This window comes from Pseudomonas sp. R1-43-08, from assembly GCF_003852255.1.
Classification (GTDB): Bacteria; Pseudomonadota; Gammaproteobacteria; order Pseudomonadales; family Pseudomonadaceae; genus Aquipseudomonas.
Window position 1 is genome coordinate 2,120,763 of sequence record NZ_CP027734.1, and the last position, 20,282, is coordinate 2,141,044.

At 59.5% G+C, this 20,282-nt stretch carries 24 protein-coding genes; 11 read left to right on the forward strand and 13 right to left on the reverse strand.

The window, feature by feature from the left end; all coding sequences use genetic code 11:
• Positions 1–128 precede the first annotated feature (128 nt).
• On the forward strand, positions 129–443 hold the full coding sequence (locus tag C4J87_RS09800) for a hypothetical protein (RefSeq protein WP_124366601.1): 315 nt from the start codon (positions 129–131) through the stop codon (positions 441–443).
• 132 nt (positions 444–575) lie between these two features.
• Complete coding sequence (locus tag C4J87_RS09805) at positions 576–1,916, forward strand: APC family permease (protein ID WP_256680026.1); 1,341 nt, start codon at positions 576–578, stop codon at positions 1,914–1,916.
• Positions 1,917–2,008: 92 nt separating this feature from the next.
• Here C4J87_RS09805 and C4J87_RS09810 read toward each other — a convergent pair whose 3' ends face one another.
• Positions 2,009–3,178, reverse strand: coding sequence for a zinc-dependent alcohol dehydrogenase (locus tag C4J87_RS09810; RefSeq protein ID WP_124366602.1), 1,170 nt, complete (start codon positions 3,176–3,178; stop codon positions 2,009–2,011).
• Complete coding sequence (locus C4J87_RS09815) at positions 3,178–4,011, reverse strand: SRPBCC family protein (RefSeq protein WP_124366603.1); 834 nt, start codon at positions 4,009–4,011, stop codon at positions 3,178–3,180. The genes C4J87_RS09810 and C4J87_RS09815 overlap by 1 nt, the downstream gene beginning before the upstream one ends.
• A 544-nt stretch (positions 4,012–4,555) precedes the next feature.
• Here C4J87_RS09815 and C4J87_RS09820 point away from each other — a divergent pair.
• Entirely contained in the window at positions 4,556–4,825 is a 270-nt protein-coding gene (locus C4J87_RS09820) for a DUF6555 family protein (RefSeq protein ID WP_124362343.1), read from the forward strand.
• 396 nt (positions 4,826–5,221) lie between these two features.
• Here the strand turns inward: C4J87_RS09820 and C4J87_RS09830 are convergent, their stop codons facing one another.
• The 3 genes from C4J87_RS09830 to C4J87_RS09840 form a co-directional block, all read right to left on the reverse strand.
• On the reverse strand, positions 5,222–5,773 hold the full coding sequence (locus tag C4J87_RS09830) for an ATP-dependent Clp protease proteolytic subunit (protein WP_124366605.1): 552 nt from the start codon (positions 5,771–5,773) through the stop codon (positions 5,222–5,224).
• A 53-nt stretch (positions 5,774–5,826) separates the two neighbouring features.
• The gene (locus tag C4J87_RS09835) at positions 5,827–6,177 is read right to left on the reverse strand and encodes a general stress protein (protein WP_124362346.1); all 351 of its coding nucleotides are present in this window, start codon (positions 6,175–6,177) and stop codon (positions 5,827–5,829) included.
• Between the two features lie 289 nt (positions 6,178–6,466).
• Positions 6,467–6,643, reverse strand: a complete 177-nt coding sequence (locus C4J87_RS09840) for a general stress protein (protein WP_076954923.1) — start codon at positions 6,641–6,643, stop codon at positions 6,467–6,469.
• A 448-nt stretch (positions 6,644–7,091) separates the two neighbouring features.
• On the opposite strand from C4J87_RS09840, the gene C4J87_RS09845 reads away from it, so the two are divergent.
• On the forward strand, positions 7,092–8,591 hold the full coding sequence (locus C4J87_RS09845; RefSeq protein ID WP_124366606.1) for a sensor domain-containing diguanylate cyclase: 1,500 nt from the start codon (positions 7,092–7,094) through the stop codon (positions 8,589–8,591).
• Positions 8,592–8,727: 136 nt separating this feature from the next.
• Here the strand turns inward: C4J87_RS09845 and C4J87_RS09850 are convergent, their stop codons facing one another.
• Positions 8,728–8,946 (reverse strand): hypothetical protein, encoded by a 219-nt coding sequence (locus C4J87_RS09850; protein WP_124366607.1) that lies wholly within the window; start codon positions 8,944–8,946, stop codon positions 8,728–8,730.
• Between the two features lie 213 nt (positions 8,947–9,159).
• On the opposite strand from C4J87_RS09850, the gene C4J87_RS09855 reads away from it, so the two are divergent.
• From C4J87_RS09855 to C4J87_RS09865, 3 genes are read left to right on the forward strand one after another with little or no spacing between them, the layout of a single operon-like run.
• A complete protein-coding gene (locus C4J87_RS09855; protein ID WP_124362349.1) occupies positions 9,160–9,381 on the forward strand; it encodes a PLDc N-terminal domain-containing protein in 222 nt (73 codons plus the stop codon).
• 13 nt (positions 9,382–9,394) lie between these two features.
• Entirely contained in the window at positions 9,395–9,910 is a 516-nt protein-coding gene (locus tag C4J87_RS09860) for a hypothetical protein (RefSeq protein WP_124366608.1), read from the forward strand.
• 9 nt (positions 9,911–9,919) lie between these two features.
• Positions 9,920–10,363 carry a DUF421 domain-containing protein gene (locus C4J87_RS09865; RefSeq protein WP_124362351.1) on the forward strand — a complete coding sequence of 148 codons (444 nt, stop codon included), beginning with the start codon at positions 9,920–9,922 and terminating at the stop codon, positions 10,361–10,363.
• Between the two features lie 6 nt (positions 10,364–10,369).
• Here C4J87_RS09865 and C4J87_RS09870 read toward each other — a convergent pair whose 3' ends face one another.
• Positions 10,370–14,515: a CheR family methyltransferase gene (locus C4J87_RS09870; protein ID WP_124366609.1), complete on the reverse strand. Its 4,146-nt coding sequence runs from the start codon at positions 14,513–14,515 to the stop codon at positions 10,370–10,372.
• A gap of 287 nt (positions 14,516–14,802) precedes the next feature.
• On the opposite strand from C4J87_RS09870, the gene C4J87_RS09875 reads away from it, so the two are divergent.
• Positions 14,803–15,660, forward strand: coding sequence for an SDR family oxidoreductase (locus tag C4J87_RS09875; protein WP_124366610.1), 858 nt, complete (start codon positions 14,803–14,805; stop codon positions 15,658–15,660).
• A 191-nt stretch (positions 15,661–15,851) separates the two neighbouring features.
• Here C4J87_RS09875 and C4J87_RS09880 read toward each other — a convergent pair whose 3' ends face one another.
• The 4 genes from C4J87_RS09880 to C4J87_RS09895 all read right to left on the reverse strand — a co-directional run bounded on the left by C4J87_RS09880 (position 15,852) and on the right by C4J87_RS09895 (position 17,579).
• A complete protein-coding gene (locus C4J87_RS09880) occupies positions 15,852–16,091 on the reverse strand; it encodes a hypothetical protein (RefSeq protein ID WP_124366611.1) in 240 nt (79 codons plus the stop codon).
• The gene (locus tag C4J87_RS09885) at positions 16,088–16,345 is read right to left on the reverse strand and encodes a DUF6555 family protein (RefSeq protein WP_124362355.1); all 258 of its coding nucleotides are present in this window, start codon (positions 16,343–16,345) and stop codon (positions 16,088–16,090) included. The genes C4J87_RS09880 and C4J87_RS09885 overlap by 4 nt, the downstream gene beginning before the upstream one ends.
• 90 nt (positions 16,346–16,435) lie before the next feature.
• On the reverse strand, positions 16,436–16,717 hold the full coding sequence (locus C4J87_RS09890) for a hypothetical protein (RefSeq protein WP_124362356.1): 282 nt from the start codon (positions 16,715–16,717) through the stop codon (positions 16,436–16,438).
• A gap of 97 nt (positions 16,718–16,814) precedes the next feature.
• The gene (locus C4J87_RS09895; RefSeq protein WP_124366612.1) at positions 16,815–17,579 is read right to left on the reverse strand and encodes an OBAP family protein; all 765 of its coding nucleotides are present in this window, start codon (positions 17,577–17,579) and stop codon (positions 16,815–16,817) included.
• A gap of 163 nt (positions 17,580–17,742) precedes the next feature.
• Here C4J87_RS09895 and C4J87_RS09900 point away from each other — a divergent pair, with 163 nt between their 5' ends.
• The gene (locus C4J87_RS09900; protein ID WP_124366613.1) at positions 17,743–18,819 is read left to right on the forward strand and encodes a M42 family peptidase; all 1,077 of its coding nucleotides are present in this window, start codon (positions 17,743–17,745) and stop codon (positions 18,817–18,819) included.
• Between the two features lie 18 nt (positions 18,820–18,837).
• Entirely contained in the window at positions 18,838–19,338 is a 501-nt protein-coding gene (locus C4J87_RS09905) for a CinA family protein (protein WP_124366614.1), read from the forward strand.
• Here C4J87_RS09905 and C4J87_RS09910 read toward each other — a convergent pair.
• Positions 19,335–19,637, reverse strand: coding sequence for a hypothetical protein (locus C4J87_RS09910; RefSeq protein WP_124366615.1), 303 nt, complete (start codon positions 19,635–19,637; stop codon positions 19,335–19,337). The two genes, C4J87_RS09905 and C4J87_RS09910, sit on opposite strands and share 4 nt — an antisense overlap.
• A 29-nt stretch (positions 19,638–19,666) precedes the next feature.
• Positions 19,667–19,921 (reverse strand): hypothetical protein, encoded by a 255-nt coding sequence (locus tag C4J87_RS09915; RefSeq protein WP_124362361.1) that lies wholly within the window; start codon positions 19,919–19,921, stop codon positions 19,667–19,669.
• A 177-nt stretch (positions 19,922–20,098) separates the two neighbouring features.
• Here C4J87_RS09915 and C4J87_RS26095 point away from each other — a divergent pair, with 177 nt between their 5' ends.
• Positions 20,099–20,248: a hypothetical protein gene (locus C4J87_RS26095; protein WP_164485251.1), complete on the forward strand. Its 150-nt coding sequence runs from the start codon at positions 20,099–20,101 to the stop codon at positions 20,246–20,248.
• The last annotated feature ends 34 nt before the right edge of the window (positions 20,249–20,282 follow it).

Here is a 20,282-nt window from a genome sequence, read left to right on the forward strand (position 1 = left end):
GAACGGTTTAACAAGCGAAACGCTAATGAGGCTTCTATAAAGTTCGCCTTGGAAAAAACACGGAATCCCTGCTAAAGAGTTCAGGTCTTAGTTGAAAGACCAACCCCTAACGGTCTTGGAGAACAGCTATGTTCATTCGCGGCAATACCTATAACGCCTGGGCCGCAAAAGCACTGGACGAAGAGTGCTTTACCCAGGAAGTGGAAAACGGCTGCCATATCGAAGTCAGGGCCCGCGAGCGGGAGGACGGCGATATCGAAGTGCTGCTGTGCGTTTACACCGCTACGGGCCAATGTGTCGCTGAGCGCACCAAGCAGTTACCGGGCGCGGAGTGGACAGTGCAGGACGCGCTCAAGCGCGGTATCGACCAGGCCGAAAGGATTGCCGGGGGCGAATCCGGTCGATTGCCCTGCGCTGACGCACACGGGCACGACGACGACTGACGAGGCGCCTGCGCTGGATTCTCACGAATAAAGGAACTTTGGTGACGCGGGCATTTTCCATTGTAGATAGCCCTGCATCAGCCGGCCCACGCCGGCTGATCGCTGATCGTAAACTGCCGCCAGAGCCGCCCCATGACCGAATCCACGCTCAGCCACGCCGAACCTTCCAAGCCGTCCTTGCGCCGCGCCGTCACCGGCCCGATGCTGTTCCTGTTCATCCTGGGCGACGTGCTCGGCGCAGGCGTGTATGCGCTGGCCGGCACCATCGCCGGCCAGGTGGGCGGGGCGATCTGGGTGCCGTTACTGGTGGCGCTATTCTTCGCCATGCTCACGGCCGGCTCCTACGCCGAGTTGGTGACCAAGTACCCGCACGCCGGCGCCGCTTCGGTGTTCGCCGAGAAGGCGTTCAAGTCACCGCTGGTCTCGTTCCTGGTGGGCTTTTGCATGCTCGCAGCGGCCGTAACCAGTGCGGCAGGCTTGTCACTGGCGTTTGCCGGGGACTACCTGGCGGCGTTTATCGACGTCTCTCCCCATGTGGCGGCGCTGGTCTTCCTGGTGGTAATTGGGCTGTTGAATGCCCGCGGGATCAAGGAGTCGCTGGGGGCCAATATGGTCATGACGTGCGTGGAACTGTCCGGGCTGTTGTTGGTGGTTGTCGCTGCGGCGTGGTGCTTCCAGGCCGGTGAAGCCAACCTTGGGCGGGCGTTTGAATTCAAGCCTGGCGTCAATCCCATGCTGGCGGTGCTGGGCGCTGCGTTGTTGGCGTTCTATTCGTTTGTCGGCTTTGAGACGTCGGCTAACCTGGCGGAAGAAATCCGGGGGGTGCGCAAGATTTACCCGCGTGCGTTGTTCGCTGCGTTGATCACCGCTGGCATCGTGTATATGGCGGTCGGTGTTGCTGCATCGGTGGTGTTGCCGATGGATAAGTTGACGGCCACTTCGGCGCCGTTACTCGAAGTTGTGCGGGCCTCGGGCTTGAACATTCCACCCCAGCTGTTTGCCTTCATTGCCTTGGTGGCGGTGGCTAATGGCGCTTTGCTGACGATGGTCATGGCCAGTCGCCTGACCTACGGCATGGCGCGCATGGGCCTGCTGCCGGAGCCGTTGTCGCGGGTGCTGCCCAAGCGCCGTACGCCTTGGGTGGCGATCATCGCCAGCACTGCCGTGGCGATTGCGTTGACCTTGACCGGCACGCTGGCGGCGTTGGCTGAGACGGTGGTGTTGTTGCTGCTGTTTGTGTTTCTCAGTACCAACCTGGCGGTCTTGGTGCTGCGCCGTGACCGGGTCGAAGAGCGGCATTTTCGTGTGCCGAGTTGGGTGCCGGTGTTGGCGATTGTGTCGTGTCTGATCCTGCTTAGTCAGCAGAGTCTGGATACTTGGCTGCGGGGTGGGGCGTTGATGGTGCTGGGGGTGGTGTTGTATGGGTGCAATCGGTTGGTGGCGCCTGCTGTTCAGGAGCCAAAGCCTCTCTAACTGACGCGCCGCGTTCCAATGATGCTGGATCAGAACGGGTCCATATCCGTTGCTGCGGTAACGGATATGGACTCAGTCAACCCCACCTCCCATCAGGGCCTGAACACTACCCGCATACACGCATCCGACTTCTCCTTGAACATCGCGTACCCCTGCGCGCCGTCTTCCAGACTCATCGGATGAGTCAACAGATAAGCAGGATCCAACTCACCTTTCTGAATATGCTCAAACAAGGTCGTCGCATAACGCTGCCCCGGCTGCTGCCCGGCTCTCAACGTCAGGGCCTTGTTGACGATCGCCCCCATGGGAAACTTATCGAGCAGCCCCCCATACACCCCGACTACCGACACCGTACCGCCTTTGCGACACGCGCGTATGGCCTGCCTGAGCACACTGCCGCGTTCGGTGTGCAGCCTGAGCAATTGCTTGGCCTTGTCATAGGCATAGTCGATCTCGGTACCGTGCGCCTCCATGCCCACGCAGTCGATGCAGCGGTCCGGCCCACGGCCACCGGTCAGTTCCAGTAAGGCGTCATGCACATTGGTGTGCTCGTAGTTGAGCGGGATCGCCTTGCCGCGCTCTTGTGCCAGGCGCAGCCGGTCCGGATATCGGTCGATCGCGATCACCCGTTCTGCGCCCAACAGATAGGCGCTGCAAATAGCCATCTGACCCACGCCGCCGCAGCCCCACACCGCCACGGTATCGCCGGGCTGAATGCCGGCATTGTCCGCCGCGAAGTAACCGGTCGGCGCTGCATCCGACACGAACAGCGCCTGCTCGTCGCTGACCCCGTCGGGCACCTTGAACAGGTTGACGTCGGCGAACGGCACCCGCACGTAGGTGGCGTGGCTGCCGGGGTAGCCACCGAAGGCATGGCTGTAGCCGAGGATGCCACAGCACGGCTGGCCGTACAGGAGGTCCGTCGCCGAAGGGTTGGGGTTGGAGTTATCGCAACAGGAGAAATCGCTGCGTTGGCAGGGTTCGCAATTGCCGCAGCCGATGATCGAAATAGTGACCACTTTGTCACCCTGGCGCAGGTCCGTGATGCCTTTGCCCACCTCGACGACTTCCCCCATGAATTCGTGGCCGATGATATCTCCAGGCTTCATCGCCGGTACGTAGCCGCCAAGCAAATGCAGGTCGGAACCGCACACGGAAGACAGCGTGACGCGAATGATCGCGTCACGCGGGTTGAGGATCGTCGGGTCGGGAACGTTGTCGACTTGCAGTGTATTCGGTGCTTGCCAAGTGAGTGCGCGCATCAGTGATTTCCCCCTTCAATGGCGACGCCGGTTTTGACTGCCGGGTGATCGGTGGTCACCTGGTCGTCGGCGGCGTGTACGTAAAAAAAGTCGTCGTCCTGTTCCGGTCTGAGGCGGTTGTTGCTGACCTCGCCGGTTTCCAGTTGCTGTTTCACCGCCTGCAATGCATTGAGCAAGGCTTTGTCACTGAACAGGCTGATTGCACGAGCGAGGCCATAGCCCAATTTGCCCATGGCCGGCTTGCAGACCACCACCGCTTTGACTTGCGTGCCACGGCCGGCGGGAGCGGGGGTCAGTGAGACGGTAATGTCGTGCGCCCAGCGCGCATCGCCTGGGGTTTTCCAATGCAACACGGCCGGCTCCTGGGTTTGGGTCTGGATCAACGTGCACTGCACGCGTTTGCCGACGGGAGCGCGGAACGTCCAGCGTGTGGTATCCGGCGCCAGTTGCTCGATGCTGTCGACCCAGCGCAGCAGCGGGCCAATCTGCTCGGGCCGGGCGAGGAAAGCAGACACCTCTTCGAGCGGGCGACCTATTGTGATACTGCGCGTGATCGCCTCGCTGATCGGCCAGTGATGCTCGCGACTGAACTGCTGTTCGAAGGGGGTTGGCGTCAGTGCCTGCTTCAGCGTGCAATGGCCGGCGGTACCGCGAACCAAGGCGTAGGCGCCTGCCGCGGTCTGCAATGCGCCGCCCAATCCGCCGGTGCGCCAGCCGTTCAGCAGCAGGGCAGCGCCGGCCGTCAGCGAAAGTCTGCGTTCGGCCTTGGTCAGCGTGCCGCGTCGATGGGTGTCTTCAGAGGTATGGTGCGCTATCAGTGGATGCTCAGTCATGTTGCAGTCCTCCAACGGGTGTGTGTGCGGTAGAAAATCCGCCGCCGTTTGAGGTTCCACAACATTTTGCGTAGGGGGATGAAAGGTGTCAGCGCCTAGGGAGGGTTCAGAAGTCCGCGAGGCGGCATGCGGCGACGCGCGAAGTCGTCCCAGCGCTCAGGCTCACGCTGTTCGCCACAGCGCATACACACATATACATCCGGCTCGAGGCCCAGATAGTAGCCCTTGCGTATATAAGGATGCTCGCACGCAACTGGCCGATAGCCTTGGCCCGTCCGACTACACTGCTTAGTCATATAAACTGCCCTGAAAAAAAGCCCGCACTAAGTACGGGCAAGACAGGAGTTTTTACCAAGAGCCTGGAGTGAACAGACTCACTATTGAGAATCCAAAAAAGCCGACGCGGTTTTATTTTTTTTCGTAACTGCCGACGAATGGTCGTTGGCTTATACAAACAAGAAAACTGTGCAGGCTGGTCAGTTAGCCAAGAAAAATTCTGAACCTTCCTTCTGATCAAACAACAAAAAGATCAGAAGGAGCGGCTATGAAAAATTCTTTATATATCATCGAGTACGACTACCACCATGAGCCGAAGTCTTTCATTATAAGAGCGGAGGTCATGAACAATACGGAGGCATGGCATTGGGCATGTTGCGATGCGGGGATCGGCATTATTCCAAGGTCGCGCAATGAAAAGATCAAACGAATGAGCAAGCCACTTGCCGAGCGTTACGGCATTGAACATGTAAGGTGGCGTCCGTCCGGCAGTGTTCCGTTTATTGCACAGCCCTACGTCCCACCGCCGCCTGAATAAAGGCGAGTTTAATGGCGCCTCAGTCGCCCTTTGTTCAGAACTTACTGTTTTCCTCGGCGAGTTTGCAGGGCATATAACTTTTGCACACTGCGTTGAAGTGCATCTTTCATAAGTTCGGCCGAGTACAGTTGCCTGCACGTCGGGCAGAGCATTTCAGAGGCTGTCGCCACCAGGTACTCAGGTTCGTCCGTGGTCGGTTCATAGGTTGTCTTGCATTGAACACAACGGCGGTTCGCTTGTAGATGGGGCACATCGATTCCTCCCTGGATGGAGTGCCACCATTCATCATCGGGCGGATGTTTTCAACCACTAAACGGGAAAATTTCAAACAAGCGATTAGTTGATATTTTAATGCCAGTATCCTGAGCCGACAACGCATCGTGTCCAGGCGAAAGGCTAGGAGTGGATGAAGCTGCTCACGAACTCCGCCTTGATGACCGGTAGTTCGATGCCGTGGATCAAGCCGGCGGCCAGCGCCTGATGAGGGTCGAGAATGCGCGGTGCGGCGATCAGGTACTTTTCCGTTTCCAACGGTTCGCTGGCAGCGGCGGTGCGTTCGGCCACGATGCGTGCATACAGTTGCAAGTCGTAATCGAGGCTCATCGCGTATTCGGACATGCGCGAATGGTCGACCGCGCCTTGCACGTGCCAATGAAACGGGTGGAACAGGAATTTGCTGTGGGTGCAGGCGGTGCGGCGTTCACCGGCGAGAAAAATGATATTGCCCATCGATTCCACCGTGCCCAGGTTATGGGTATGCACCGGGATCGGCAGCGACATCAGGAAGTTGTACATCGTAAAACCATAGCTGCATTCGCCGCCCATGGTCGCGATGTTCAATACCAGGCCCGAAGCATCTTGCTGCACGGCCAACGAGGCTTTTTCGATCAGTTGGCTGCAGGTCGAGGCGGTGACAGGGCCGGTAAAATTAATAATGTGTAAAGGCATGGTGTCCCTCATCAATGAAAGCAGGGGAGCACTGCTCCCCTGCGTCAAGCACATTAACTATTGCGGCCGCCACCATGGCTGTTTTCGCCGCCTTTACGTCCGGCTTCCGAGGCTTTCTCCCGGTCGTTGGCGAAATTCCCGCCACTGTTCTGGCCGCCTTTGCTACCGGCTTCAGCGGCGCGCTCGGGATCATTTTTGAAGTTGCCGCCGCTGTTCTGACCGCCTTTGCTACCGGCTTCAGCGGCGCGTTCAGGATCGTTCTTGAAATTCCCGCCACTGTTTTGGCCGCCCTTGCTGCCGATCTCTTGATAGAACTCTTTATCATGAGAAGCAGACGTGGCTTCGCCACCTTTTTTACCGGCTTCGTTGACACTCATTTGGCCTTTTTTGTCTTGAGTACTCATGTTCAGTTACCTCGTCGTTATGTCGGTTATACAACGTTCATTTCGATCTTGCAGGGAACTTGCACTCAGTCTGCGAGTGCGCTGGCTATAAGTTTCTCTCGCACAACGGTGGTGTTTGCGTCGCGCCGATAGTTGCTTCGGCTAGTTCGGAAACTTGCCGGCGTTCGTAACAGGGAGTTGTGCTTGAACGCGCAACGGTCTTTGTCTCAGTTCGCACTTCCATCACCGGCTGGCGATGGAGCTCGCCACGCTGATAATCAATTGACGCTCGCATGATTGATGCCCTTCGTTATGACTTTCGTCCACCACCATGGCTATTCTGGCCGCCTTTACGACCGGCTTCCGAGGCTTTCTCGCGGTCGTTGGCAAAGTTGCCCCCTGACGACTGGCCGCCTTTTTTTCCGGCTTCCGAAGCTTTTTCGCGGTCGTTAGCGAAGTTGCCAGGATTTTTATTACTCGTGGTCATAACAATACTCCAAGTTAAATTGTCGTTTCGCTAGTTGCCCATTTATGCAACGGACATCTACTCCGATAAGAGCAGGCGGGCAGTGGTTTTGAATTTTTTTAGAAACGCCGATGAACGGTAGTGAGTAGCCAGAAACTTATACAAATCGTCGCTTGGCAAGCCGCTTCGTATAACTTTTCAGAGGGAGGTTGATATTGAAATAATGGCGTTGCTGAGCATTCGGCTTAGTTTCAAGTGTGTTTCTGAAGGCGGAATAAGCGGGGCTGATGATCTTTGTCGGCGTTACTCCTTGCTTGGCGCCGTCTGCGGCCAATGCTGGCCTTTTCACACGCTGTTGCTGCAGCCCCGCCAGACTGCTTGTATGCTTGCCCCCGGAACCGGTGGCAGCTGTGAGTACCGACGTTCGAATGATGGCTGGAATGGAACCGGATTTCCTTAAGGTGCTGACGTGAAGCGTGATATCCGCCTAGTGATGCTTTTGCTGTTGGTGATCGGCTGTTCCCTGACTTCGTTGACGATCTGGAAGGTCCTGTCTTCCCGCGAGCGCGCGCTGGCGGAAGTGAACGTGCATGGCTTGAACCTCACCCAGGCGCTCACGACCTACACCGAAGGTATCGTGCGCCAAAGCGCATTGCTATTGCTGGGCCTGGTCGAGCGCCTGGAAACCGAAGGCAGTGGCCCGGCGCAGATCCAGCGCATCAGCGCGTTGATACGTCGTCAGCAGCCGGTGATGCCGCAACTCAGCGGCATCACCATCTATGACCGGCAGGGTGGCTGGTTGATGTCGTCCAACCGCGCGATTCCGGCGGGCGCCAACAGCAGCGCGCGCGCCTATTTCATCCATCACCGCGACGATCCGAGCCGTGAGCCTTTCATCGGCCCGCCGATTCAGAGCCATACCAACCAGGAGTGGGTGGTTACCATCAGCCGCCGCTTCGATGATGCGGCCGGCAACTTTGCCGGAGTGGTGGCCGTGACCCTGGGCGTGGAGAACTTTCTGCGCGTGTTCGGCAAGCTCGACGTCGGCCAGGACGGTGCGATCGGTTTGTCGTACACCGACGGCACCTTGCTGGTGCGCTATCCCTTCCGCGAGCAGGACATGGGCCGCAACTTTTCCACCTCGCCGATCTATTCCCAGTATCTGGTCGACCGCTCCGTTGGCACCGCTGCGTACACCTCCAGCCTGGATGGGGTAGAGCGGCTGTATGCCTTTCGCAAAAGCGAAAGCCTGCCGCTGATCACCACCGTCGCCCTGGGCAAGCACGAAGCGCTCGCGGCGTGGCGCATGGAAGCCGCGTTGTCGGCGGTGGTGGTGGCGGGGCTGCTGGGGCTGACCGGTTTGATCGGTTGGTTTCTGATCCTTGATATCCGCCGGCGAACCGAGGCTGAAGAGGCGCTGCGTATCGCCCAGCAACAGCTGCTCGACTCAAATCAGCAGCTTGAGTTACTGGCGATGAAGGACGCGCTGACCGGCCTGGCCAACCGACGCTGTTTCGATGAGACCCTGGCCCTGGAAGCGCGCCGGGCGCAACGCGACGGCACGACGCTGGCCTTGCTGATGATCGACGTCGACTATTTCAAGCGGTACAACGATGCCCTCGGTCACGTAGCGGGCGATGCCTGCCTGCAGAGGATCAGCACACTGTTGGAGACGTGCGTGCGGCGCCCTTCGGACCTGGTGGCGCGTTACGGCGGAGAAGAAATAGCGATTATCATGCCTGCGACCGACAGCGAAGGCGCGGCAGTGGTGGCGCAATTGATCCTGGATCGACTGCTGCACGCCGATATCGCTCATCCGGGCAGCCCATTCGGGCGTGTGAGTGTGAGTATCGGGGTGGCGGCGGGTGCAGGTGCTGAGCTGGAGCCTGCGCTCGGCTTGATCGAAGCGGCGGACCAAGCGCTTTATAACGCGAAGTCTGCAGGGCGTAATGGATTTGCGCTGCGCTGAGGAGCCCGACGCGAATTAACTGCCTGATCGCGTTCCAACTGTGGGAGGGGCTTGCTCGCGATAGCGGTGTATCAGATGACCTTGAGCTGAATGACACTCCGCCATCGGGAGCAAGCCCCCTCCCACAGGAACAACCTCAATCGGCACCGACTAGGGCGGGCCGACGACCGCCGAGTTTGCGCAAGCGCTCCACCGGTGTATTCGCTATTGCCTCCTCGTGCATTGCGTTTTCCAGCGCTTCCAGATGCCGTGACAGGATCTTCACCGAGCCGCTCGGGTTGGCAGGGTCGAACGGGATCTTGCCATTGGCGACCAAAACCATGGCCAGTTCCCAGGCCCGCTGCGAGTTGTTCATTACGCCACCTCCTTTTTTCAACAGGTTCAGATAAGGCTGTGACCCGCCTGCAAGGAGACGGTATCAATTTGGTTGCTTCTGAAATATTGATCAATTCAACGATTCAGTTCCGTCGGAACTATCGTTTATTTAGATTCGGCGCCTGTCAGCGCAAAAATTCTGAACCCTGCCGCCGCCCCGCCAACCTAATGCTGCATAACCGGGAGGTGCACCATGGAACTGACGTATTTCTGGATTGGCTTGATGATCATCCTGTTGTTGCTCGACCTGTGGGTCCTCAACAGCGTGTGGCGTAGCGAAAACTCTTCGGGGAGCAAGGCAGGGTGGACCGCCGTGGTCGTCTTGCTGCCGTTGCTGGGCGCGGTGATATGGGCGGTATACGGTCCGCGCGGCGTGACCAAGGGTCCGTCCTCGCCGGAGCACAGCAAGGGCTGAGAGAGGGCTGGCTATGCGCGAGTTAGAGCCTGATGACCTGCACAGCCGCAACTATCCGGTACGCGAAGACATGCCTTTGCAACGCAAAGTCTGGCGCTTCGAGCGTCTGGGCTGGTACGGGCTGGTCGTGCTTATTGTACTGACGCTGGCGGGGCTGTTTTCCAAGGGGCCGTTGAGCACCACCGAGGTGCGCAGCGCCGACGGCCAGTTACGCGTCGAATACCAGCGCTTCCTGCGCAATGGTTCCTCCGATGCGTTGGTGATTCATCTGCAGGGCGCCGCACGCAAGCCGTTGGAAGTCGAAATCAACGGCGAGCTGTTGCAGGGCTTCAACGTGGAGATGCTCCAACCCCAGCCCCTCAAGGCCAGTGCGGCGGGAGAGGGCGTAAAGCTGTGGACGCTGAGCGACGATCAGGGGCGGGCCACGCTGTATCTGAGCTTGCGCAGTGATGGCGTCGGCAATTTCGACACTCGGGTTTCGCTGGCCAACGGCGCAACCGTGGACGTATCCCAGTTCATTTATCCCTAGGGGGCAAGCATGGACTCCGTCTTGCGGGCAGCCGCGATTTACCTGGTATTGATGATCCTGTTCAAGGTCGCCGGCCGGCGCTCCCTGGCCGAACTCAACACCTTTGACCTGGTGCTGCTGATGGTGATTGGTGAGGCGACCCAGCAGGCCCTGCTGGGGGATGATTTCTCGCTGACCAATGCGGTGCTGGTCATCGTCACGCTGATCGCTATCGACATCGGCCTGTCATTGCTCAAGCAGCGTTCGCTGTGGTTTTCACGGGTGCTCGATGGCGGGCCGACAGTGGTGGTCGAAGAGGGCCGAGTCCTGCACGAACGCCTCAAGCGCGCCCGCCTGGATGAAGACGATATCCTCGAAGCGGCCCGATCAGCCCAGGGTATTCTCGAGATCAAGCACATCCGCTTCGCGATCCTCGAGCGCAACGGCAAGATCTCGGTGATCCCTTACCAATAACCGCGCCTAGCGCCGTGCGCGGCACAGGCTCTGGATCAAGCTGATCAACGCATCATGGGTCACGGGTTTGCTCACGTGGGTGCTGAAGCCCGAGTCGGTGGCCTTCTTCTGGTCATTGCTGGCACCGTAACCTGTCAACGCGATGGCGGGCACCTGCTGGAGGTGGCTGATCTGGCGCAAGTGCTGCATCAGCTCGTGGCCGTTCATGTTCGGCATGCCAATGTCCGAGACAATCAGGTCGAAAGGCGTGTCGCCGGCCGCTTGCAGTGCAGCGAGCGGGTCATCGAACGCACTCACCTCGGCGCCTTCCATCTCCAGCAGCATATTCAACACTTCCAGCACATCGGCCGAGTCGTCCACCAGCAACACTTTGACCCCGGTCAAGCGCTCATCCGAAGCGTCCGCAGCGTTGGCGCGGGGCAGGCGGTCCTGTTGCCTGGAGAGCGGCAGCGCTATCGAGAAAGTGCAGCCAAAGCCCAGCCCCGGGGACTGAACACTGACCGTGCCACCGTGGGCTTCCACCAGTTGCCGGACCAGGGACAGGCCGATACCCAGGCCTTCGCGCTGATGGGTCTGGTGTTGGTTTTCCGCCTGGCCGAACAGGTCGAAGATCTTCTCCAGGCTGTCTTCGGCGAGCCCGGCGCCGCTGTCGATCACGTCCAACCGCGCGTACCCCTCGGTACGGCTGACCAGCAACTGCACGCGGCCGTCGCTGGGGGTGAATTTCAGTGCGTTGTTGACCAGGTTCCAGATCACCTGTTCGAGGCGCGTAGGGTCGGCATCGACGAACAAGGCTGCCGGAGTCGTCGGTTTTTGCAGGGTCACCTGGCACCGATGGCCATCGGCGAGCACCACCGCGTAGATATCCTCAAGCGTGCGGATCAGGTCGATCGGTTGCTTCTTCAGCTTGAGCTTGCCGGTGCGCACCCTGGCCACGTCCAGCAGGTCGTCGATGATGCGCGCCTGGCTCGATACCGCTTCGCAGATGGTGTTCACGGCCTTGATCGCCTGGCCGGTGGCCTTGGTCGCCGGCAGGCGTCGCAGCAATTCGGCATTCAGTTGAATCAGGTTCAACGGGTGCTTGAGTTCGTGGGACATCACCGCGAAGAACTCATCCTTGAGGTGGCTGTTGGTCTGGGTCTCCATCAAGCGTTGACTCTGCTCATCCTGGGTGCGCTTATGGCCGGTGAGGTCACGGGCGATCTTGACGTAGCCCTGCAGGTTGTTGCTGGTCAGCAGGGTGACTTCGCCACTGCAATAAAACCGGCTGCCGTCCTTGCGTACGTGCCAGCGCTCGTCTTCGCCGCGCCCGTGTTCGCGGGCGGCGCGCAGCTCGTTTTCGGGGATGCCGGCGGTGCGGTCTTCAGGGGAGAAGATCAAGTCGTAATAGGCGCCAAGCACCTCGTCCTTGGTATAGCCGAAGATCAACTCGGCGCCGGTATTCCAGTCGGTGATGGCGCCATGGTCATCCAGAATGATGATGGCAAAATCATGGGTGCTGTCCGCGACCAGGCGCATGCGCTCTTCACCCAAGCGCAGTTCTTCTTCGGCCTGGCGCCGCTTGGTGATATCGATAAAGGTCAGCACCGTGCCATCGATATGGTCTTCGCTGGAGCGGTACGGCAGCAGGCGTGCGATGTACCAACGGTCGTCCTTGCTGCTGATTTCGCGTTCGATCATGCTCAACGATTCGAACACTGTGGTGGCGTCTTCGGTCATTTCCGGGTAGTTGAGCCGGTGGGTGATGTCCATCAACGAGCGCCCGGTGTCCACCGGCAGCATGCTGAAAATATCCGTGGCCCGTGGCGTGAACCAGCGGATGCGCATGTTGCGGTCGACGAAGACCGTGGCGATATCGGTGGAGGCGATCAGGTTGGTCAGGTAGTCATTGACCTTGTCGGTCTCTTCAACCTTGGTCTTGAGTTCGAAATTGACCGTCAACAGTTCTTCGTTGATCGACTGCAACTCTTCCTTGCTGGTTTCCAACTCTTCGGTGGCCGAGCGCAACTCTTCGTTGACCGCCTGCATTTCTTCGTTGGACGCCTTGAGTTCTTCGCTGGAGACCTCGGCCTGCTCGATGGTGTCCTGCAGGTGCAACTTGGTCCGCTGCAGTTCGCGCTCCAGGTTGCTCATCATCTGGTTTTCGGCTTGGCTGATGGCGGTTTCTTCGGCGTGCCGGGGGTCGACTTCAGTTTCCTGGAAAATCACCAGGACATAATCGCTCTCGGTGAGATCGTCCTGGTAGGGCAGGGCGGTGACATCGACCACGTAGGGCACATGGTCGCGCTCGATGCGCACTTTGCGCGACGTCACCGCAAGGCCCGACTGCTGGGCCTGGAACAGCGTCGTACGAATATCCAGGCGCAGGTCCGGGTGCACCAGGGCCAGCAGGTTGCGCGTCATCTCCCCGGCCACATGGCGCAGGAAGCGCGCCGCGCCTTCACTCATGTGCAGGATGTCGGCGTGTATATCCACGATGACACTGGGAGGCGCGGCCTTCTCCAGCGCGCGCAGGTGAATGTCGGCGAACGAGACCTTGTTCGGTACCTTGACCTGGGCGGCGATGGTCGTGGCGCTGGGGCGCAGGTAACCACCGCGCGGCATGCTGGGCGCGCGGCGCATGGCCGCTGAACCGGCCCGCACGCGGAAAATGCGGTTGCGCTTGTCCACCGGCACGAACAGGTCCAGGCAGCCGTCGGCCGACTCCGAGGAGCCCAGGAACAGGTAGCCGCCGGGGCGCAGCGCAAAGTGGAACATCTGCAGAATGTCGCGCTGCACCTCGCGGTCCAGGTAGATCAACAGGTTGCGACAGACGATCAGGTCGATCTGTGAGAAGGGCGGGTCGCTCAGCAGGCTGTGCTTGGCGAACAGGACTTTTTCACGGATCTCCTTGCGCACCCGATAATGCTGGTTTTTTTCTTTGGCAAAGTGCTGGCGCAGGCGTGAGGGCGGCACGTCGGTAATGATCGCTTCCGGGTAAACGCCGTTACGCCCATGGTTGATCGCGCGCTCATCGATATCGGTGGCGAACACCTGCATTTTCGCATCGCTGCCATCTACCGCGAGTTGCTCGGCGACCAGCATGCCCAGGCTATAGGCCTCTTCGCCGGTGGAGCAGCCGGCCGACCAGATGCGCACCTCTTCGCGTTTGGGCACGCTGTCTTCCAGTGACTTCACTAGGTTGGGCACCACATCGCGCTCGAGCGCTTCGAAGGCCTCGCGGTCACGGAAAAAGTTGGTCACGCCGATCAGCATGTCGCCGAGCAATGCCTTGGTTTCTTCCGGGTGCGCCTGGAGATATTCGTAATAGCTGGCCAAGTCCGGTTGGGCGGTGACCTGCAGGCGACGTTCGATGCGGCGCAGTACCGTGGCGCGCTTGTAGTGCTTGAAGTCGTGGCCGGTGTTGAGCCGCAGTTGTATCAGGATATCCAGCAACAACTGTTCGGCGACCGCCGCGTCACGTTCCGTCGCCGGCGGCGTAGTCTTGATCTCGGGGTCATTGGCGGTAGGCAGGATGATGGACCGGGCGTTGCGCCATAGCTCCAGCAGTTTTTGCGGCATCTCCACCACGGGCAACACCAGGTCGACCATCTGGGTTTCGATGGCCGCCAGTGGCATGCCGTCGAATTCCGCGTCTTCCGGGGTTTGCACCAGGGTGACGCCGCCCTGTTCCTTGATACGCGAAAGCCCCACCGCGCCGTCCGAACCGGTGCCGGACAATACCAGGCAAAACGCGTGCTCTTTGTGGGCATCTGCCAGGTCGCGAAAGAACAGGTCGATGGCAATATGCGAGCCGCCTTCGCGCGCCGACGGTGAGACGGCCAGGTAGCCATCATTCATTGCCAAGTGCTGCGCCGGCGAAATCACGTACACCCGGTTTTTCTCGATGGGCGTCGTCTCGGTGACCTGCAGCACCGGCAGCCGGGTCGACTCCTGGATGATCCTGTCCGCCACGCTTTGATGGTCGGGGGACAGGTGCAGGATCACCACAAAGGCCATGCCGCAGTCCTGGGGCATGTGTTCGAAAAATGTCTTCACCGCCTGCAACCCGCCCGCCGACGCGCCAATCCCCACCACTGGAAAATTCAGGGTGCTGGGGATCAGATCCTTGCGTTGCGGAACATTGGGCGAGCGCGGGGGGGCAGACTTCATAAACACCAACCTTGGTTAACTGCGCAGGGCAAGAATTCGAAACGGGATGAGGGATAAACGAATAGCGGAATATAGCTGAAAAGCGACCTGTAACAGAACGCTTCGACACCACTCGATACCCCAACGGGCGTTCACCCTTCGGTTGAGAGGCGTACTTTGCAAAGGTTTATTCCATCGGACGAGCGGCGCAGCCGTGCGGGTACGGTCATCCGATTTTCTGAAAATTGCTCTGAACTATCGGGCGCGGCCGACCCTCGCAACACTAACCACACACAGGAGGGAATCCGATGAGTAACTACCCAAAACCACCCTTCAAGCCACAGCAGCAGCCTGTACCCGGCGACCAGCGCAAGATGGAGCCGATGCCCGATTGCGGTGAGCAGACCTACAAAGGCTCGGGCCGGCTCGCCAACAAGATTGCCTTGATTACCGGCGCCGACAGCGGCATCGGGCGTGCGGTGGCGATCGCCTTTGCCCGCGAAGGTGCGGACGTTGCCGTGTCGTATCTGGACGAGCATGAGGACGCCAAGGAGACCCAGCGCTGGGTCGAGGCAGCGGGGCGCCAGTGCCTGCTGTTGCCCGGTGACCTGGGCGACGCGGCGCAGTGCACAGCCATTGTCAACGACACGGTGAAGGAGTTCGGGCGTATCGACGTGCTGGTCAACAACGCTGCGTTCCAGATGACCTATAAATCCCTGGAAGACATTCCCGACGAGGACTGGGTCAAAACCTTCAACGTCAACATCACCGCGATGTTCCGGATCTGCAAGGCGGCGGTGCCGCACATGGCCGAGGGCAGTTCGATCATCAACACCACCTCGGTCAATTCCGACATGCCCAACCCGTCGCTGTTGCCTTATGCGGCCACCAAGGGCGCGATCGCCAACTTCACCGCTGGCCTGGCGCAGATGCTGGGTGAGCGCGGGATTCGCGTGAACAGCGTGGCACCGGGGCCGATCTGGACGCCATTGATCGTGTCGACGATGACCGACGACATGGTGGAAAACTTCGGTGGCAACACGCCGCTGGGGCGTCCTGGCCAGCCGGTGGAAGTGGCGCCTATCTATGTGCTGCTGGCGTCGGATGAAGGCAGTTATATCTCTGGCGAGCGCTACGGCGTGACGGGCGGTAAACCGATCCTCTGAACAGACGCATGCCCCTGATGTTCAGGGGCATGCTTCATAACTCAGGGGCATGCCTCATAACCATGTAGGAGCGAGCTTGCTCGCGAAGAACTCAGGCTCCCCGCGCTTATCCAGAATGAACGCGTTGCCTGGGCGTTCTTCGCGAGCAAGCTCGCTCCTACAAGAAGCCTCAACTGACCTGCCGTTAAGATCTACCTTTTCCTGGTGCGGTGAATGCGCATCCACTCTTGATAAGCGGCGGTCCGTTGCGCGTCCGCCAGCTTCTTCGCCTCGGTGAAGCGCGCCCAGGTCGCGGTATCGCCGCTGTAGTGTTCGATGATCTTATAGGCCTGGGCATCCAATCGGTCCGCTTCGTAGAACATCTGGGTGTTCTGCGCGACTTCGTCGTCCGACGTTTGCCTGGCTGTGTAATCCAGCACCTGACTGTTCATGATGTAATGCCCTCTGCCCACTGAATCGCTGCCGCGCCGCACCAGCGCACATCCGTAATGCCGTATTTTTCCGCCATCGGCTTGGAGACGCGCTTGAGGTTGTTTTGCCCGAACCTGGGGATGACCGCCACGCCGGCATCACAACTGGCCCAGTGCCAGGCTTCAGCGTTATTCATGCGCGCTGCACGCACGATGAACGACCTGGGCTCGCCGTGAAGTTGATACTTGATGGTGAATAACTCGTTGTTTTTCATGAGGACTCCCTATGCTCATGAAGTACAGATATTTGACGTCAAAAATAATTCAAATAAGTTGTCGGACAATGCGATGGCCTGCTCGCAGGCTCAATCGTCCACCGTAAAGGTGACCCAACCTGGCCCGTCAGCCGGGCGTTCCAAGGCCACGATCACACCACTGACAGACGTGCCGTCGGGCACGTTGACGGTGACGAAGTTGGGGTTGCCGGGCCAGGTCAGCGGGGTATCGAAATCCAGGCGAACGATGGTGGGCTTGCCGCTGCTGGTCATTTTTATATTGGCGTTTTCGTTCAGGCATTCATCGTCTTCGGTGCCCAGATGGCGGGAAGCGGTAATGACGCTGGCAGGGCCTTGATGGTCGTAAGACATAGTTGAACTCCTCATGCGCGGGGCAGCTGATGCGCCCCTTTCCTATGTGGCAAGCGCCGGCAAATAATCGTTCAATCCAAATGACCAGCTGCCGCTGTCAGTGCTGGTGGGCGGCCTGGGTGGGGTCTTCAATCTGGATGATAGTGCCCTGGCGCCAGGCGTCCGCACCCGGTGCTATGGCCGGGGCGGCGATGTCGGCGCGCTCCTGCTTTTTCCTGGCGCTGTCGACGCCCAGCCGCTGGTCCCGTTCGGCGACCATCTTCGGATCGGCCTGGCCATCGGCGGTAAAGCCCATCATCAATTGCGGAACACCCAGCGGCAGGCGCTTGTTGAGGTCGGTGTGCCAGGTGTGCCAAGTCTTGCCGTAGGTATGCACCAGTTTTTCCATCAAGGCGTGTTCGGCCACCGCAGGAATACCAGGCGCTACCAGTTGGCCCGACTTCACCTCATGCACATGGCTGTGCCACAACGCCTTCTCGGGCGCCGGCAGGCTGTTGAACAGTTGCTCGCTGATGATGTACTCCACGCCCATCAACTTGGCGTCCTTGCGGTTGCCGTCGTAGATCACGCACTGGATCACTTCCTCGTTGAGAATCGCGCAGTAGTGATGGGCTTCCATTTGCGCGTCGGGATGGCCGTTGTAGAAGTGGAAGCCGTCCAGGTAGGCATTGAGCGCATCGATGGGCGGGCGCGATTGCAGCAGGGCGGCGCCGGTGTCGAGGGTGCGCGTGGTGGGTGATTTGGCCTCACCGGGCGCGACTACGTTGGAGGCTGAGTCGTTGCCGGCGCAGGCGGTCAGCGCGGCCATCGACATCGCCAGGCACAGCGAAGGCAGGGCGGGTTGCAGACGGTTGATGTTCATCGGGGACTCCCTCCATGGGTGGTTTTCGAACACATCTAGAAAGCCTGCCGAAGTGGGCGTTCAACTGGATTTCGATGCACGCCGAAGAAGATTTGTGGAACAACCGTTCGACGTGTCGGGTCATTTTTCATAAGTGTTCAATAGCGCGAATGGAGACCCCCGGATGCAACCCCAGCCAAACGATGCCCGACCCGATGTCCCCCAGTTGCTTCACCAACTGCTGCTCGCCCGTGGCCCTGGCGGCCAGGAGGATGAGGTGCGCGCCATTTGCCTGGAGCATTTGCGGCCACTGTGTGACGACACTTGGGTGGACCCTGCCGGCAATGTCATCGGCCTGGTCAAAGGCGCGCAGGGCGATAGCGAGCCCCGCCGCGCGGTGCGGGTCATGGCGCATATGGATGAGATCGCCATGGTGGTCAAGCATGTGGACGCCGACGGCACGTTGCGCGTGACCGCGTTGGGCGGTGCCAACCCGGTGAATTTCGGCATGTGCCCGGTGGACATACTCGGTGATCACCAATTCATTCCCGGTGTGCTGTCCTTTGGTTCGATGCATGCCACCGCCAACGCGCCCCAGGGGGCCGATGTGCTGTCAGGGGACGTGCATTGGAATGACGTGCATGTGATCACCCGTTGCTCCGTCGAGACCTTGCGTGACTATGGCGTACGCCCCGGCAGCCGCGTGACCCTGAGTCGCCATTGGCGTGCGCCGTTCCGGGTGGGTGACGCGATTGCCGCGCATTTCCTGGATGACCGCGCGCCCATCGCTGCGGTACTTCATAGCGTGCAGCGCCTGCACCAACGCCGACAGGCGCTGACGTGCGATGTGTATTTTGTCTTCACCACCCTGGAAGAAGAGTGCAACGCCGGGGCGATGTATGCGGCGCAGACACTGCCGGGCGATACCACCATTGCGGTGGAAGTCGGCCCGGTGATGAGCGAGTACGGCACTCGCCTGAGCGTCGATCCGATCATCAATACCGGTGACCTCAAAGGCTATTACACACGTTCCGTGGTCACCGGCCTGGCGGATGCCGCCCAGCGCTGCGGTTATGCGCCTCAATATGCGCTGCTGGTGGATTTTGCCTCGGATGCCAGTGCCGTCATGAGTAACGGCACGTCGGCGCGCAGCGGTTGCCTGGCGATTCCAACGGAAAACACCCACGGCTACGAGCTGATTGTGGACGGCGCAATTGAGGCCTGTGCGCTGACATTGGCCGACTACCTTGCAACCTTTTGAACACGGGAAATTGTCATCATGGATATCGCCGCAGCCACTATCGATTACCTGAAACAACACCAGCTCACTCTCACCAGCGCCGAGTCGTGTACGGCAGGCAAGATCATCACGCTGCTGTCGGAGGTCAGGGGCGGCGGGTCATGTATTGAAAGTGGTTATGTCGTGTACTCGCCCGAGGCCAAACAGCGCTTGCTGGGCGTACGCGCGTATACGATCGATACCTTCAACCTCACCAGTTGTGAAGTCGCTCGCGAGATGGCCGAAGGCGCGTTGCGTGACAGCCCGGCCGGGGTTGCCGTCGCCACCACCGGCCTGCTTGGCCCGGATGACATGGACGGCATTCCGGCTGGGACCATTTGTTTTGCCTGGGCTTATCGAATCGAAAACCGGCTGAGTATCTTCAGCCGAAAGGAGCGCTTCATGGGCTCCCGTGAGCAGGTGCAGCTGGATGCGACGCTGCATGCCTTGAAGTGGCTGGCGCATTTTCACCAGCGTGCGTTGGCGGGTGAACGGGGTTAATGACCAGCAGCGCCCGGCCGTTCCGGCTGAAGTTGAATGTTCAACACCAACTCATCGGTGCCCGACGCCTGGGCATCCACGAGCACGCCATGGTAAGTGCGCTCTTCTCCCTTGATCGTCAGGGTATGGGCTTTCAGCAACTCTTTCGGCCACGGCCCTGGGATGCGCAGCGAGATGCGCTCGCCGGCCTGGGTAATCCAGGCCGTGCATGCATGGGAGAGCGGATTGACGCCGAGCAGTGTGTCTTGGAGGTAATCGATGGTGCAGCGTTGTAACGGTTCAGCGGCGGAATCCGGCATGGAAAGCCTCGTTCTGTTTTTAAGCGTATTTACCCCACGGATGAAAGGCGGGAGGTTTTTCGGGAAACCACCATGTCTTCCATGATTTCCCGTACGAGCCGGTTGATACCTGACTCGCCGTGGTAGCGGGCGCGGTTGATATTGGCGATGGTGAACTGATTGGCGTCAGGCGCGAGCACCGTGACGGACAGGCTGCTGTCTGGATTGATCGTGCAGGTAACACGGCAATTGCGCAGTCGCTGTGCAAGAGCATGCTCGATTTGCGCTTTGGTCAACGTGTCCATGGGATCACCGGCTAACAGGCTTTAACGGGTCAAGGTTAGCCCAAATATGCCGTACGTAAATGCTAGCTAATTAATGGCAAACCATTCGTCAGCCTCACGGCCTGTGCAGGGAACGTTCGTGTCCGGAAACTGGCCACATGCAGCACAAGCTGACGAATCGGTTTAACAGGAGATCTTATGAAAAAGCTGTCTATGTGCTTGGGTTTTTGCAGCATGTTCCTGCTGCACGGCTGTTTCGACAATTCCGATAACACCACCAAAGACAACACCAGCGGCAGCAAGTCTTCGGTGCAGATGCAGGAAGGCAAGGGCGACGAGAGCAAGTAGGCCTAGCCTGGCCAAATGTGGGAGGGGGCTTGCT